Source organism: Pseudomonas sp. KBN12P06040 (assembly GCF_037574965.1).
Classification (GTDB): domain Bacteria; phylum Pseudomonadota; class Gammaproteobacteria; order Pseudomonadales; family Pseudomonadaceae; genus Pseudomonas; species Pseudomonas aeruginosa.
This window is the reverse complement of record NZ_JBBELS010000001.1, coordinates 4,274,873-4,288,530: the sequence shown is the minus strand read 5'-3', so window position 1 is coordinate 4,288,530 and position 13,658 is coordinate 4,274,873. Positions and strand designations below refer to the sequence as shown.

The following is a 13,658-nucleotide window of genomic DNA, read 5'->3' as shown; positions in this document are numbered from 1 at the left end:
CGCTCCTCAGGCCAGGTTGAGCAGTTCGATGCGAACGGCGCACTTCTTGTAGTCGGTCTGCTTGGAAATCGGGTCGGTGGCGTCCAGGGTGACCTTGTTGATCAGCTTGTTGGCGTCGAAGAACGGCACGAACACCAGCCCCTGGGGCGGCTTGTTGCGCCCGCGGGTCTCGACCCGCGCGCGGATCTCGCCGCGCCGGCTCACCACCTTGACCTCGCTGCCGCGGCGCAGCTTGAGCTGGCGCGCATCCTCCGGGTGCATGTAGACCAGTGCGTCGGGCACCGCCTTGTACAGCTCCGGGACCCGCGCGGTCATGCTCCCGGTGTGCCAGTGTTCGAGCACCCGGCCGGTGGCGAGCCAGAACGGGTAGTCCTGGTCCGGCGCCTCGGCCGGCGGCTCGTAGGGCAGGGCGAAGACGATCGCCTTCTTGTCCGGATAGCCGTAGAACTGCACGCCGCTGCCCTTGCTCACGTAGGGGTCGTAGCCCTCGCGGTAGCGCCAGCGGGTCTCCTTGCCGTCCACCACCGGCCAGCGCAGGCCGCGCGCCTCGTGGTAGGCGTCGAAGGGGGCGAGGTCGTGGCCGTGGCCGCGACCGAAGGCGGCGTATTCCTCGAACAGGCCCTTCTGGATATAGAAGCCGAATGCGTCGACCTCGTCGTTGGCGTAGCCCTTGGCCAGGTCGCTGGCCGGGAAGCGGTCGACCTGGCCGTTGCGGAACAGCACGTCGTAGAGGGTCTTGCCCTTCAGCTCGGGGGCCTTCGCCAGAAGTTCCGCGGGCCAGACCTCGTCGGTGTTGAAGCGCTTGGAGAATTCCACCAGTTGCCAGAGGTCGGACTTCGCCTCGCCCGGTGCCTTCACCAACTGGTGCCAGAACTGCGTGCGGCGCTCGGCATTGCCGAAGGCGCCTTCCTTCTCCACCCACATGGCGCTGGGCAGGATCAGGTCGGCGGCCTGGGCCGAGACGGTGGGGTAGACGTCGGAGACGATCACGAAGTTGTCCGGGTTGCGCCAGCCGGGCAGCACTTCCTGCATCACGTTGGGACCGGCCTGCATGTTGTTGCTGACCTGGGTCCAGTAGACGTTGAGCACGCCGTCCTTGAGCATCCGGCTCTGCTGCACGGCGTGGAAGCCGACCTTCTCCTGGATGGTCCCGGCCGGCACCTTCCAGATCTTCTCCGCGGTTTCCCGGTGCTTCGGGTTGGTCACCACCAGGTCGGCGGGGAGCCGGTGGGAGAAGGTGCCGACCTCGCGCGCGGTGCCGCAGGCCGAGGGCTGGCCGGTGAGCGAGAAGGGGCTGTTGCCCGGTTCGCTGATCTTCCCGGTGAGCAGGTGGATGTTGTAGATCAGGTTGTTCGCCCAGACCCCGCGGGTGTGCTGGTTGAAGCCCATGGTCCAGAACGACACCACCTTGCGCTTGGGGTCGGCGTAGAGTTCGGCGAGGGCCTTCAGCCGCTCGGCGGGCACGCCGCTTTCGCGCGCGGTGCGCTCCAGGGTATAGGGCTTGACGAACTCGGCGAAGGCCTTGAAGTCGATGTCGCTCCAGGTGTTGGCCTTGTCGGCGTTCTTCGCCTTCTTCTCCAGCGGGTCGTCCGGGCGCAGGCCGTAGCCGATGTCCTCGGCGCCATGGGCGAAGCGCACGTGGCGCTCGACGAAGTCGCGGTTCACCGCGCCGCTCTCGATGATGTGGTTGGCGATGTAGTTGAGGATGATCAGGTCGGTCTGCGGCTTGAACACCATGGGCAGGTCGGCCAGCTCGAAGCTGCGGTGCTCGAAGGTGGACAGCACCGCGACCTTGACCTGCGGCGCGCTGAGCCGGCGGTCGGTGACCCGCGACCAGAGCACCGGGTGCATCTCGGCCATGTTCGAGCCCCAGAGGACGAAGCTGTCGGTGGCCTCGATGTCGTCGTAGCAGCCCATCGGCTCGTCCATGCCGAAGCTGCGCATGAAGCCCATCACCGCCGAGGCCATGCAGTGGCGGGCGTTGGGGTCGATGTTGTTGCTGCGCAGGCCGGCCTTGAACAGCTTGTTCGCCGCATAGCCTTCCCAGACCGTCCACTGGCCGGAGCCGAACATGCCGACCGACTCCGGTCCCTTGGCCTTGAGCGCGGCCTTGAACTTCTCGGCCATGATGTCGAAGGCCTGTTCCCAACTGATCGGCTGGAACTCGCCCTGCTTGTCGAACTTGCCGTCCTTCATGCGCAGCAGCGGGCGGGTCAGGCGGTCGCTGCCGTACATGATCTTCGACAGGAAGTAGCCCTTCACGCAGTTGATCCCGCGGTTGACCTCGGCCTTGATGTCGCCATGGGTGGCCACCACCTGGCCGTCGCGGGTGGCGACCATCACGCTGCAACCGGTGCCGCAGAAGCGGCAGGGTGCCTTGTTCCAGACCAGGCTGGTGACGTCCGCCTCGGTCACCAGGTTGCTGGCGCGGACCAGGATCGGCAGGCCGGCCGCCGCCGCGGCGATGGCGGCGGCGTTGGCCTTGGCGAATTCACGACGGGTGAGGTTCATCGATTGTCTCCTCGGGCGAGCACGGTATCGCGCGGTCGGTCATGGCCGCCGTGTCGTTGCTATCGTCGTCGTGCAGGATCTCGTGGTAGACCAGCACGGCGTTGAGCACTCCTGGCAGGTTCTGCAACTGGCCCAGGGTGTCGAGAATCTGTTCTTCGCGTTCGGCTTCCAGCACCAGGATCAACTTGCCCTGCGGGCTTTCCTGGTAGATCTCCAGGCCGTCGAGCAGCGCCAGGTTGGCCTTCACCGCCGGCAGTCGCTCGGGCCGGCAATGCAGGATGAGGCTGGCGATCTGCAGGGCTTCAGGCATGTCGTGGAGACTCCTTGGTGGATAGCGCGCGCAGTTGGATGGCCTGGCTCGGACAGGGCGCCAGGCAGGCGCCGCAGCCGTTGCAGCGCTGGCTGTCCAGCTCGGCCAGGGCGACGCCGCCGGGGGCCGGGCGGAAGCGGATCGCGGCGGGTTCGCAGGCGTCCTGGCAACTGCGGCAGTGGATCCCGGCCAGGGCCAGGCAGGCTTCGCCGATCGTGGCGATCCAGGGGAAGGCCGGGCGCGCGCCATCGAACAGGCCGGCCTCGCAGCGGCTGGCGCATTCCCCGCACAGCGTGCAGCCGGCGCTGGAGAGGTCGAGTTCGACGAGCCGACCGGCGCCGAGCTTCAGCACGCCTTCCGGGCAGGCCTCGACGCAGGCGGCGCAGCCTGTGCAGCCTGCGGCGAAGTCGGCGGCGGTCCACGGCGGGCGACGCGTCGGCGGGTGCCCGCCGAGGCGGCGGAACAGCTCTCGGCGACTGCTCATACCCGACCTCAGGCCGGCGGCCCGGGCGGGCCGGCCAGTAGCTGGTACATCCAGACGCAGAAACCGAAGCCGCCGACCAGGGCGACGGACAGCAGCGGGAACAGGCAGATCACGAGAAACAGGAAGAGCCTGGCTTCCATGCTCTTGACGCGTCCCTGGTCGGGTTGTTCGTTCATTGGCCCAGCCTCTATGCAGGCGACTGTAGAAAGCCTAGACCCTACTTGCAGTACGGGCAAAAACCTCGCCGAGCCGGCGCGCGGCAGCCTGGAAACAGAGCGTTCGCCGGCAAACGCGAGTCGTTCAGCCCGGGTTCAGCAAGCGTTCAGGGGCGGTTCAGTACCCTGTCCGTACTCTGCAAGCCGTGAACGACACGACTCTCGCAGAACGGAGAAACACCATGAAAGCACTCAAGACTCTCTTCATCGCCACCGCCCTGCTGGGTTCCGCCGCCGGCGTCCAGGCCGCCGACAACTTCGTCGGCCTGACCTGGGGCGAGACCAGCAACAACATCCAGAAATCCAAGTCGCTGAACCGCAACCTGAACAGCCCGAACCTCGACAAGGTGATCGACAACACCGGCACCTGGGGCATCCGCGCCGGCCAGCAGTTCGAGCAGGGCCGCTACTACGCGACCTACGAGAACATCTCCGACACCAGCAGCGGCAACAAGCTGCGCCAGCAGAACCTGCTCGGCAGCTACGACGCCTTCCTGCCGATCGGCGACAACAACACCAAGCTGTTCGGCGGTGCCACCCTCGGCCTGGTCAAACTGGAACAGGACGGCAAGGGCTTCAAGCGCGACAGCGATGTCGGCTACGCTGCCGGGCTGCAGGCCGGTATCCTGCAGGAGCTGAGCAAGAATGCCTCGATCGAAGGCGGCTATCGTTACCTGCGCACCAACGCCAGCACCGAGATGACCCCGCATGGCGGCAACAAGCTGGGCTCCCTGGACCTGCACAGCAGCTCGCAATTCTACCTGGGCGCCAACTACAAGTTCTAAATGACCGCGCAGCGCCCGCGAGGGCATGCTTCGATGGCCGGGCCGGAAGGTCCGGCCGCATCTCATCCGGAGGAACCTCATGAAACTGCTGGTAGTGGAAGACGAGGCGCTGTTGCGCCACCACCTCTATACCCGCCTGGGTGAACAGGGGCACGTGGTGGACGCGGTACCGGATGCCGAGGAAGCCCTCTACCGGGTCAGCGAATACCACCACGACCTGGCGGTGATCGACCTCGGCCTGCCGGGCATGAGCGGCCTGGACCTGATCCGCGAGCTGCGTTCGCAGGGCAAGTCCTTCCCGATCCTGATCCTCACCGCCCGCGGCAACTGGCAGGACAAGGTCGAAGGCCTGGCCGCCGGGGCCGACGACTACGTGGTCAAGCCGTTCCAGTTCGAGGAACTGGAAGCGCGCCTGAACGCGTTGCTGCGACGCTCCTCGGGGTTCGTCCAGTCGACCATCGAGGCCGGCCCCCTGGTCCTCGACCTGAACCGCAAGCAGGCGCTGGTCGAGGAGCAACCGGTGGCGCTGACCGCCTACGAATACCGCATCCTCGAATACCTCATGCGGCATCACCAGCAGGTGGTGGCCAAGGAACGCCTGATGGAACAGCTCTATCCCGACGACGAGGAGCGCGACGCCAACGTCATCGAGGTGCTGGTCGGCCGCCTGCGGCGCAAGCTGGAGGCCTGCGGCGGCTTCAAGCCGATCGATACGGTGCGCGGCCAGGGCTACCTGTTCACCGAGCGCTGCCGGTGATCCGTTCCCTGCGCATCCGTCTGATGCTCGGCGCCGCCGCCCTGGCGGTGCTGTTCATGCTGGCGCTGCTGCCGGCCCTGCAGCGGGCCTTCGGCATCGCCCTGGAGAACACCATCGAGCAGCGCCTGGCCGCCGACGTGGCGACCCTGGTCTCGGCGGCGCGGGTGGAGAAGGGCCGCCTGGTGATGCCCGAGCACCTGCCGGTGGAGGAGTTCAACCTGCCGGAGGCCAAGGTCCTCGGCTATATCTACGACCAGAATGGCGATCTGCTCTGGCGCTCCACCTCGGCGGCCGACGAGTCGATCAACTACACGCCGCGCTACGACGGCCGCGGCAATGAATTCCACACCACCCGCGACGCGAAGGGCGAGGAGTTCTTCGTGTTCGACGTCGAGATCGACCTGCTGCGCGGCAAGCAGGCGGCCTACAGCATCGTCACCATGCAATCGGTCAGCGAGTTCGAGAGCCTGCTCAAGGGGTTCCGCGAGCAGCTCTACCTGTGGCTCGGCGGCGCCCTGCTGGTCTTGCTCGGGCTGCTCTGGCTGGGCCTGACCTGGGGCTTCCGGGCGATGCGCGGGTTGAGTTCCGAGCTGGATCAGATCGAATCCGGCGAGCGCGAGAGCCTGAGCGAGGAGCATCCGCGCGAGCTGCTGCGCCTGACCCACTCGCTGAACCGCCTGTTGCGCAGCGAGCACAAGCAGCGCGAGCGCTACCGCCACTCCCTCGGCGACCTGGCGCACAGTCTGAAGACGCCGCTGGCGGTCTTGCAGGGGGTCGGCGACCAGCTCGCCGAGGAGCCCGGCAACCGCGAGCAGGTGCGGGTGCTACAGGGCCAGATCGAGCGCATGAGCCAGCAGATAGGCTATCAGTTGCAGCGCGCCAGCCTGCGCAAGAGCGGCCTGGTACGCCATCGCGAGCAACTGGCGCCGCTGGTGGAGACCCTGTGCGACGCGCTGGACAAGGTCTATCGCGACAAGCGGGTGAGCCTGCAGCGGGACTTCTCGCCGTCCTTCAGCGTGCCGGTGGAGCGCGGCGCGCTGCTGGAACTGCTCGGCAACCTGCTGGAGAACGCCTATCGCCTGTGCCTGGGCCGGGTCCGCGTGGGCGCCCGGCTGGGGCCGGGTTACTCGGAGCTGTGGGTCGAGGACGATGGTCCCGGAGTGCCTGCCGAACAGCGCGCACGAATCATCCGCCGCGGCGAGCGCGCCGATACCCAGCACCCGGGGCAGGGCATCGGCCTGGCCGTGGCGCTGGACATCATCGAGAGCTACGACGGCGAACTGAGCCTGGACGATTCCGAGCTGGGCGGCGCCTGCTTCCGCATACGTTTCGCTACAGTCTGAGACTTGGCGGCCGTTACCTACGTCTGAGGTGTTTCCGCGCTACGCTGAAGTCTGTTCGGCTGGCGCAGTTCCTTTGACGCAGGTACCGGGGATTCGAGCGGATGTTCAGTGGCAAAACCGACGACAGGGGCTTGTGGGCGGGCATCCAGGCCGGTGTGCTGTTCTTTCTCGCCGCCCTGGCCTGCATCTACCTGTCGCGCCAGCCTGCCACCATCGCGGCGATCTGGCTGCCCAACGCGATCCTCACCGCCGCCCTGCTGCGCGCGCCGCTGCGCCAGTGGCCGGCGATCCTGCTCTGCTCCGCCGTGGCCAACCTGGCGGCCAACCGCCTGTATGGCGACAGCCTGTGGATGAGCGCGGCGTTCCTGCCGGCCAACCTGAGCGAAGCGATCTTCGCCGCGATGCTGTTACGCATCAACCGGGTGCGCGAGGACTTCGAGTTCAACCTGCATTCGGCGGTTCGCGTGCTCTGGGCCGGCGCGCTGATCCCGCCCTTGCTCGGTGCCTCGGTGGGCGCGGTGCTGGTCAGCGTCTTCGGCATGGGGCGTTTCCCGGAAATGTGGGCGCGCTGGTACGTGGGCGATGCGATGGGCATGCTCGCGCTGCTGCCGTTGTGCATGGCCAGCAACCTGGCGGCCTGGCGTCACGCTCTGTCGGGGCGGGCGGGAGTGGACAACGCGATGCTCCTGCTGGTGACCCTGGTGATCAGCTTCGTGGCCCTGACGCGCCTGCCCTACGCCTTCATCTACGTGCTCCTGCCGCTGCTGGTGGCCGCCGCCAGCACCAGCGTGTTCGGCACCGCGCTGATCGGCTGCCTGAACACCTGTTTCATCGCCGTGCTGATCGCCCTCGGCGTGTTCGTCCCCGAGTCGTCCCAGCAGCGTTTCGGCGAGCCGCTGCTGTACCTGCCGATGGCCTTGACCCTCATTCCCGCCTTCCTGGTCTCGGTGATCATGGAGCGCAGCCGCCGCGAGCAGCATCAGGTGGCCATCGGCGAGGCGCAGTTCCGCGGCGCCATGGAATTCTCGGCGATCGGCATGGCCCTGGTGTCGCTGGAGGGGCGGCTGTTCAAGGTCAACGAGGCGCTGTGCCGGATGCTCGGCTATTCCGCCGAACGCTTGGGCGAGCTGTCGTTCCAGGAGATCACCTATGTGGACGACCTGGAACTGGACCTCGACCTGGTGCGCGACCTGCTCGCCGGGCGTATCAACTCCTACCAGATGGAGAAGCGCTACCTGCGCCAGGACGGCGAAACCTTCTGGGCGCGCATCAGCGTGTCGCTGGTGCGCGATGAGGAGGGAGTCGCCCAGTACTTCGTCACCCAGGTGGAGGATATCGACAGTCGCAAGCGTGCCGAGCTGGAGCGCGAGCGCCTCGCCGAACGGATCAAGCTGGCCACCGACGCCGGGCAGATCGGCATCTGGGAGTGGGACCTGGCGCGCAACCGCCTGCACTGGGATTTCCGCATGTTCGACCTGTACGGCATCCGCAGCGGTCCCGGGGAGACCACGGTGGAGCAGTGGAAGACGAGCCTGCATGCCGAGGATCACGACCGCGTGCTGCGCGAGCTGGAGCGCGCCGTCAGCGGGTTGCAGAAATTCGACTGCGAGTTCCGTATCGTCCGCCCCAACCGCGAGGTTCGCCACCTGCGGGCGATCGCCACGCTGACGCGCGACGAGGACAACCGTCCGGTGCGGATGATCGGCATCAACAGCGACATCACCGAGATCCGCACCCTGGCGGAAACCCTGCACGAGGAAAAGGAACGCCTGCAGGTGACCCTGTATTCCATCGGCGATGCCGTGTTGACCACCGACGCCGGCGGCCGCGTGACCTTCATGAACCCGGTGGCCGAGGCGATGACCGGCTGGACCCTGCAGGACGCCATCGGCGCGCCCCACGAACTGGTCTTCAACGTGCTCGACAGCGACACCGGCGAGGCCCTGGAAAGCCCGGTGCGACGCTGCCTGCAGAACACCCGGGTGTTCTACCTGGAGGACGGCGCCACGCTGATCAGCCGCAAGGGCGAGCAGCACGATATCCAGAATTGCGCGGCGCCGGTGCGCACCCGCGATGGCGAGATCATCGGCACCGTGCTGGTGTTCCAGAACGTCACCAAGGCCCGGGCGATGCAGCGCGAGCTGAGCTATCACGCCTCCCACGATGCCCTCACCGGGCTGTTCAACCGCACCAAGTTCGAGGAGGAGCTGCAACGCGCCCTGGCCAACGCCCAGGAGCGGGCGACCCAGCATGCGCTGTGCTTCATCGACCTCGACCGCTTCAAGGTGGTCAACGATTCCGCCGGGCACGCGGCGGGCGACATGCTGCTGCGCGAGCTGAGCCGGATTCTCGCCGACCGCACCCGCGCCTCCGACACCCTGGCGCGGCTGGGCGGCGACGAGTTCGGCCTGCTGCTGTTCGATTGCGACCTGGCGGAGGCGGAGCAGGTGGCGAGCAAGCTCATCGAGCAGATCTGCTCGGTGCGCTTCCCCTGGGAAGGGCGGCTCTACGACGTGGGCGCGAGCATCGGTATCACCGCCCTTACCGCCACCTCGCGCAGCACCAGCGAACTGATGAGCCAGGCCGACGTGGCCTGCTACGCGGCCAAGCATGCCGGGCGCAACCGGGTTTCGGTGTACCAGTTCGGCCATGAGGAAGTGGAGCGCCAGCACCGCGACATACTCCTCGCCAGCGGGCTGCGCGAGGCCCTGGAGAACGACCGCTTCCAGTTGCAGGCGCAGGAGATCGTCCCGGTCGGCCCCCGCCGCGACGGCGACCGGCACTACGAGCTGCTGCTGCGACTGTACGATCCGGATGGCCAGATGACTCCGCCGGGCGCCTTCATCCCGGCCGCCGAGCGCTTCAACCTGATGGCCAGCATCGACCGCTGGGTGATCAACGAGGCGCTGATCAACTTCGGCGCGCGGATCGCCGCGGTGGAGGGCCTGAGCATCGGCATCAACCTGTCCGGCAACTCGCTCAACGACCCGCTGTTCCTGCCTTACCTGCTGGATCGCATCGAACACTCGCCGCTGAGGCCGGAGCGCCTGTACTTCGAGCTGACCGAGACGGCGTTGATGAACCAGTTGTCGGTGGCTTCGCGGATCGTCGCCAAGCTGCGCGACCTCGGCTGCAAGGTGGCGCTGGACGACTTCGGCTCCGGCCTGAGTTCCTTCAATTACCTGAAGAATTTCGTCGTCGACGTGATCAAGATCGACGGCAGCTTCGTCCGCAACCTGGACAAGAGCCCAGTGGACCAGGCCATCGTCGACTCCATCAACCAGATCGCCCACCGCCTGGGCGCGGTGACCGTGGCCGAGTTCGTCGAGAGCCGGGAAATCCTCGATCACCTGGCGCGCCTCGGGGTGGATTTCGCCCAGGGCTACGCGGTCGGTCGGCCGCAGCCGTTCGCCACGGTGCTCGACCAACTGCGCAGCGGGCTTCGTCGCCAGGAGTTGGGCTGAGCTTCAGGCTTCCGCCTGGTGCCGGTACGCGCCGGGGGTGAGGCCGGTCCACTTCTTGAACGCGCGATGGAAGGCCGAGGGCTCGGAAAAGCCGAGCTGCTCGGCGATGTCCTGGATCGACAGCTCGTCCCGACCCAGGTGGTAGATCGCCAGGTCGCGGCGCAGGTGGTCCTTGAGTTGCTGGAAGCTGCCGCCTTCCTCGCGCAGGTGGCGTCGCAGGGTCTGCGAACTCATGTGCAGCTGGCGGGCGACCTGGTCGAGGTCCGGCCAGCGCCGGCAGTCGCGGCCGAGCAGGCGGCGGATCTGGCTGGTCAGGCTGTCGCCGCCGTCCGGGCGCGCCAGCAGGTCGGCGGGAGAGTGCTGGAGGAACTGCTTGAGGGTGCGTTCGTCCTGCAGCAGCGGCATGCCCAGGTAGCGGGCGGCGAACAGCAGGCTGGTGCAGCCGGCGGAAAACCGCCGGGGGCAGGGAAACAGCAGGTCGTACTCGGCCTGGTGGTCCGGCGCCGGGTAGCTGAAGGTGGCTTCCTCCAGGCGGATGCGCTGGCCGATCAGCCAACTGGCGAGGCGGTGCCAGATCACCAGCAGGCTTTCGGCGAGAAAGTGATCCGGGTCCGACAGGTGGCGTTCCTCGAGGCTCAGGCGCACCAGTTCGCCGTCGCGCCGCAGGTGGATCAGCGGAGCCTGGGGGAACAGGCCGTAGAACAGTTCGCCGCGCTGCAGGGCCTTTTCCAGGGTCCGGCAATGAATCAGGGTGTGGCACATCATGGCGAAGGTGCCGCGCTTGCTGCGGACTTCGCCGAAGCCCATGTATTCGTCGTCCAGCACTTCCCAGAGCAACTGCATCAGGCGGGTGAACTGCTCCGGCGCGATGCGTGCCCGCGGTTCGTCCAGCAGGGCCGGCTGGATGCCGGCGCGACGCAGCAGGGCGGGGCCGTCCAGGCCTTGGCGCGTGGCCCCGCGCAACGCGGCGCGGACGAAATGGCTGGCGATGGTGCGCTCACGCATGGCGGCGTCCTTGTTGTTGGAACGGCGATGGTAGGGCGCCACCCGGAAGACGACAAGGGTGGTGGCGGACTCCCGCCATGCTCGCGCGGCACAGCCGGCCCGCCGGGCGGTAATCCGCCACGCTTAGCCCGCTATGCAATTTTCATTTTTTATTTAACTTGTTGATATATAAGGATTTTATTTAGATAAAGAGCATCCTGGCACAGCCTCTGCAATGCCTGGGCAAGGTTCCGCCGCGGCGGTTCACGACAAAAAATCTCCCCAGCAAGGGGGGTAACGCTACCGGTGAGCGCGTTCCAGGGAACTGGCGAAGCGCCCCCGTGAGGACTCTGCCCATGACCAAACAACCCTTCTACAAGAGCCTGTACGTGCAGGTTCTGGTCGCCATCGCCATCGGTATCGCGCTCGGCCACTGGTACCCGGAAACGGCGGTGGCGATGAAGCCGTTCGGCGACGGCTTCGTCAAGCTGATCAAGATGGCCATCGCGCCGATCATCTTCTGCACCGTGGTCACCGGCATCGCCGGCATGCAGAGCATGAAGTCGGTCGGCAAGACCGGCGGCATGGCGCTGCTGTACTTCGAGGTCGTCTCCACCGTGGCCCTGATCATCGGCCTGGTAGTGGTCAACGTGGTCCAGCCGGGCGCCGGCATGCACGTCGACCCGAACACCCTCGACACCAGCAAGATCGCTGCCTACGCCGCTGCCGGCGAGAAGCAGAGCACTGTCGACTTCCTGATGAACGTGATCCCCGGCACCGTGGTCGGCGCGTTCGCCAACGGCGACATCCTCCAGGTCCTGTTCTTCTCCGTGCTCTTCGGCTACGCCCTGCATCGCCTGGGCAGCTACGGCAAGCCGGTGTTCGAGTTCATCGAGCGCGTCTCCCACGTGATGTTCAACATCATCAACGTGATCATGAAGGTCGCCCCGATCGGCGCGTTCGGCGCCATGGCCTTCACCATCGGCGCCTACGGCGTGGGTTCGCTGGTGCAGCTCGGCCAACTGATGCTGTGCTTCTACATCACCTGCATCCTGTTCGTGCTCATCGTCCTCGGCGGCATCGCCCGCGCCCACGGCTTCAGCATCCTGCGCTTCATCAAGTACATCCGCGAGGAACTGCTGATCGTGCTGGGCACCTCGTCTTCCGAGTCGGCCCTGCCGCGGATGATCGACAAGATGGAGAAGCTCGGCTGCAACAAGTCGGTGGTCGGCCTGGTGATTCCCACCGGTTACTCCTTCAACCTCGACGGCACCTCGATCTACCTGACCATGGCCGCGGTGTTCATCGCCCAGGCCACCGATACGCCGATGGACATCACCCACCAGATCACCCTGCTGCTGGTGCTGCTGATCGCTTCCAAGGGCGCCGCCGGCGTCACCGGCAGCGGCTTCATCGTGCTCGCCGCGACCCTTTCCGCCGTCGGCCACCTGCCGGTCGCCGGCCTGGCGCTGATCCTCGGCATCGACCGCTTCATGTCCGAAGCCCGCGCGCTGACCAACCTGGTCGGCAACGGCGTGGCCACGGTAGTGGTTTCCAAGTGGTGCAAGCAGCTCGACGAGGGCACCTTGCAGCGCGAACTGGCCGGCGAGGGCAACGCTTCGTCGCCTGCCAGCGATATTCCGGTGGGCGGCCGCGAAGCGGTCTAAGCTCAAACCTGTTCGGCAGGGGGAAGTGAAGAGCTCCCTGCCGCCCTTCGAACCCGCCCTCGTGGCGGGTTTTTTTATGCCTCGGCAGCGGCCTGCTCGCGCAGCCAGGCGAGGAACAGCGAGAGGGGTGCTCGTTGCGCCGCTCCTGGCAGGCTCACCGCGTAATAGGCGAAGCGGCTCGGCCAGGGCCGCTCGAGGGCGACCGCCAGGCGGCCGCTGGCGATCTCGGCGCGGGCATGGATCTCCCGTACCAGCGCGATACCCTGGCCGGCCTCGGCGGCGCGAACCAGCAGCAGGTCGTCGGCGAAAGCCGGACCTCTCTCGCTGCGCGGGTCGTCCTCCACCCCCATCGCCCGCAGCCACAGGCGCCAGTCATTGCGCTCCGACTCCTGCAACAGCGGGTAGGCCAGGCAATCGATCGCTTCGCGGATCTCAGGGCCTTCCGCCAGCAGGCGCGGGCTGGCCACCGGGATCAGCGGCGGGGCCATCAGCGCCTGCACGTCGAGTCCGGGGTAGTCGCCGAGCCCGTGGCGGATGGCGACGTCGATTCGTTCCCGGCGCAGGTCGGCGAGCAGTGCCGTAGCCTCCACGCGGACTTCCACCTGCGGGTGCGACGCGCTGAATTGACCGAGGCGCGGCACCAGCCAGGTGGCGGCGAAGGAGGGCTCGGTGCTGACCGTGATGGTCTGGCGGGCATTGATCGCCTCCAGCTGGGCAAGGCTCGCGGTGATCTGCTCGAAGGCCTGGCGGAGGCCGGGATAGACCTGCTCGCCCTCCGGCGTCAGGCGCATGCCATGGCTGAAGCGCTGGAACAGGACGACGCCGGTGCGCGCCTGCAGAGCCCTGAGCTGCTGGCTTACCGCGCCGGGAGTGACGCCCATGGCCGCGGCCGCGCGGGTGAGATTGCCATGGCGGGCGGTTTCGACGAAAGCGCGTAGCGCGAGGAGCGGGAGGACGGCACCCATGAATTCAGTTTTTCTATAAACAGGTTGTAGAAAGGATCGTTTTTCATCCGCCGACCTGGGCTTCAGCATGTGTGGCGAAACGAGAGACTTTAGCCTAGCTGCTTTCTTCGGTGTGCGGGAAGCGGCCGAGGCGGTTTCCCCGGTCGGCGCCGCCCCCATCGCCCAGGCGCCGG

11 protein-coding genes are annotated in these 13,658 nt (G+C 66.8%); 5 read left to right on the top strand and 6 right to left on the bottom strand.

Annotated elements, in window-relative coordinates; all coding sequences use genetic code 11:
- Positions 1–6 precede the first annotated feature (6 nt).
- The 4 genes from napA to napE are packed head-to-tail and all read right to left on the bottom strand — an operon-like array spanning position 7 to position 3,481.
- Positions 7–2,511, bottom strand: a complete 2,505-nt coding sequence (gene napA / locus VQ067_RS20110; protein WP_033940668.1) for a nitrate reductase catalytic subunit NapA — start codon at positions 2,509–2,511, stop codon at positions 7–9.
- A complete protein-coding gene (locus VQ067_RS20105) occupies positions 2,492–2,821 on the bottom strand; it encodes a chaperone NapD (protein ID WP_033990241.1) in 330 nt (109 codons plus the stop codon). Before VQ067_RS20105 ends, napA begins: the two co-directional genes overlap by 20 nt.
- Positions 2,814–3,305 carry a ferredoxin-type protein NapF gene (napF, locus tag VQ067_RS20100; RefSeq protein ID WP_003116340.1) on the bottom strand — a complete coding sequence of 164 codons (492 nt, stop codon included), beginning with the start codon at positions 3,303–3,305 and terminating at the stop codon, positions 2,814–2,816. The genes VQ067_RS20105 and napF overlap by 8 nt, the downstream gene beginning before the upstream one ends.
- Before the next feature lie 8 nt (positions 3,306–3,313).
- On the bottom strand, positions 3,314–3,481 hold the full coding sequence (gene napE, locus VQ067_RS20095) for a periplasmic nitrate reductase, NapE protein (RefSeq protein ID WP_033940667.1): 168 nt from the start codon (positions 3,479–3,481) through the stop codon (positions 3,314–3,316).
- 221 nt (positions 3,482–3,702) lie between these two features.
- Here napE and VQ067_RS20090 point away from each other — a divergent pair, with 221 nt between their 5' ends.
- The 4 genes from VQ067_RS20090 (at position 3,703) to VQ067_RS20075 (ending at position 9,869) form a co-directional block, all read left to right on the top strand.
- Positions 3,703–4,305: an outer membrane protein gene (locus VQ067_RS20090; protein WP_003082431.1), complete on the top strand. Its 603-nt coding sequence runs from the start codon at positions 3,703–3,705 to the stop codon at positions 4,303–4,305.
- Positions 4,306–4,384: 79 nt separating this feature from the next.
- Positions 4,385–5,062, top strand: coding sequence for a two-component system response regulator PhoP (gene phoP / locus VQ067_RS20085; protein WP_003082436.1), 678 nt, complete (start codon positions 4,385–4,387; stop codon positions 5,060–5,062).
- Positions 5,059–6,405, top strand: a complete 1,347-nt coding sequence (phoQ, locus tag VQ067_RS20080; RefSeq protein WP_003082438.1) for a two-component system sensor histidine kinase PhoQ — start codon at positions 5,059–5,061, stop codon at positions 6,403–6,405. The genes phoP and phoQ overlap by 4 nt, the downstream gene beginning before the upstream one ends.
- A gap of 101 nt (positions 6,406–6,506) precedes the next feature.
- Complete coding sequence (locus VQ067_RS20075) at positions 6,507–9,869, top strand: diguanylate cyclase (RefSeq protein ID WP_033990240.1); 3,363 nt, start codon at positions 6,507–6,509, stop codon at positions 9,867–9,869.
- 3 nt (positions 9,870–9,872) lie between these two features.
- Here VQ067_RS20075 and VQ067_RS20070 read toward each other — a convergent pair whose 3' ends face one another.
- Positions 9,873–10,874: an AraC family transcriptional regulator gene (locus VQ067_RS20070; protein ID WP_015503315.1), complete on the bottom strand. Its 1,002-nt coding sequence runs from the start codon at positions 10,872–10,874 to the stop codon at positions 9,873–9,875.
- Positions 10,875–11,209: 335 nt separating this feature from the next.
- On the opposite strand from VQ067_RS20070, the gene dctA reads away from it, so the two are divergent.
- Complete coding sequence (gene dctA, locus VQ067_RS20065; protein ID WP_003133810.1) at positions 11,210–12,520, top strand: C4-dicarboxylate transporter DctC; 1,311 nt, start codon at positions 11,210–11,212, stop codon at positions 12,518–12,520.
- 74 nt (positions 12,521–12,594) lie between these two features.
- Here dctA and VQ067_RS20060 read toward each other — a convergent pair whose 3' ends face one another.
- Positions 12,595–13,485, bottom strand: a complete 891-nt coding sequence (locus VQ067_RS20060) for a LysR substrate-binding domain-containing protein (protein WP_003140526.1) — start codon at positions 13,483–13,485, stop codon at positions 12,595–12,597.
- Positions 13,486–13,658: the final 173 nt, after the last annotated feature.

What these genes read in the sequence shown, in the direction of transcription:
- VQ067_RS20075 (WP_033990240.1), top strand. Translation starts at nt 6,507, where the DNA reads ATGTTCAGTGGCAAAACCGACGACAGGGGCTTGTGGGCGGGCATCCAG.
- VQ067_RS20090 (WP_003082431.1), top strand. Translation starts at nt 3,703, where the DNA reads ATGAAAGCACTCAAGACTCTCTTCATCGCCACCGCCCTGCTGGGTTCC.
- napF (WP_003116340.1), bottom strand. Translation starts at nt 3,305, where the DNA reads ATGAGCAGTCGCCGAGAGCTGTTCCGCCGCCTCGGCGGGCACCCGCCG.
- VQ067_RS20060 (WP_003140526.1), bottom strand. Translation starts at nt 13,485, where the DNA reads ATGGGTGCCGTCCTCCCGCTCCTCGCGCTACGCGCTTTCGTCGAAACC.
- napE (WP_033940667.1), bottom strand. Translation starts at nt 3,481, where the DNA reads ATGAACGAACAACCCGACCAGGGACGCGTCAAGAGCATGGAAGCCAGG.
- VQ067_RS20105 (WP_033990241.1), bottom strand. Translation starts at nt 2,821, where the DNA reads ATGCCTGAAGCCCTGCAGATCGCCAGCCTCATCCTGCATTGCCGGCCC.
- napA (WP_033940668.1), bottom strand. Translation starts at nt 2,511, where the DNA reads ATGAACCTCACCCGTCGTGAATTCGCCAAGGCCAACGCCGCCGCCATC.
- VQ067_RS20070 (WP_015503315.1), bottom strand. Translation starts at nt 10,874, where the DNA reads ATGCGTGAGCGCACCATCGCCAGCCATTTCGTCCGCGCCGCGTTGCGC.
- dctA (WP_003133810.1), top strand. Translation starts at nt 11,210, where the DNA reads ATGACCAAACAACCCTTCTACAAGAGCCTGTACGTGCAGGTTCTGGTC.
- phoP (WP_003082436.1), top strand. Translation starts at nt 4,385, where the DNA reads ATGAAACTGCTGGTAGTGGAAGACGAGGCGCTGTTGCGCCACCACCTC.